Consider the following 584-nt stretch of genomic DNA (forward strand, 5'->3'; position numbering starts at 1 on the left):
GGCTTCGACCGCGGCGGCAGCGGCATGATCGAGGATGGTTTCGGAAGCGGATTCAAGCGCCTCGGCGGGAGCCGGGGTTTCTTCTGTCACTTCGATTTCGTGATCGGAATTCATGGAAGCCTCCGTGGGGTTGGGGAACATGTCCCTTTTGCCACGGAGAGATCATCGTCATATGACTGTAAGCCGGCTCGAACGGCCGACCGGAAGATTTTTTCTTAGCTTCTCAACCAGCTATCTTCGAGAAATCCGCGACCTGACCGGTCGCCGCGCGGATGCGGGCGAGCAGCGCCAAGCGATTGGCGCGCACGGACAAGTCCTCGTCATTTACGAGTACATGCTCAAAGAATGAATCAACCGGTTCACGCAAAACGCTAAGCGCCAACAGGGCGCCGGAAAAGTCATCGTTTTGAATCGCTTCGCCGGCTTGCTTCTCAGCCTGATTCACCGCCGCAAACAGCAATTTCTCGGTATCCTCGCGAAACAGCGCCGGCTCAACGGTTTCGGCGACCGCCGTTTTTTTCTTCTCCTCGGCGGCCAGGATGTTGGCCGCACGCTTGGTGCCGGCGAGCAGGTTTTTGCCGTCC

The 584-nt window shown here is 58.0% G+C and carries 1 protein-coding gene; it reads right to left on the minus strand.

Features of this window, described 5'->3' with window-relative positions; genetic code table 11:
• Positions 1 to 223: 223 nt before the first annotated feature.
• The coding region (locus tag EN993_RS36580; protein ID WP_245469092.1) for a DALR anticodon-binding domain-containing protein at positions 224 to 584 on the minus strand (361 nt) is incomplete at its 5' end.

It is taken from the genome of Mesorhizobium sp. M7D.F.Ca.US.004.01.2.1 (assembly GCF_003997785.1).
Classification (GTDB): domain Bacteria; phylum Pseudomonadota; class Alphaproteobacteria; order Rhizobiales; family Rhizobiaceae; genus Mesorhizobium; species Mesorhizobium loti.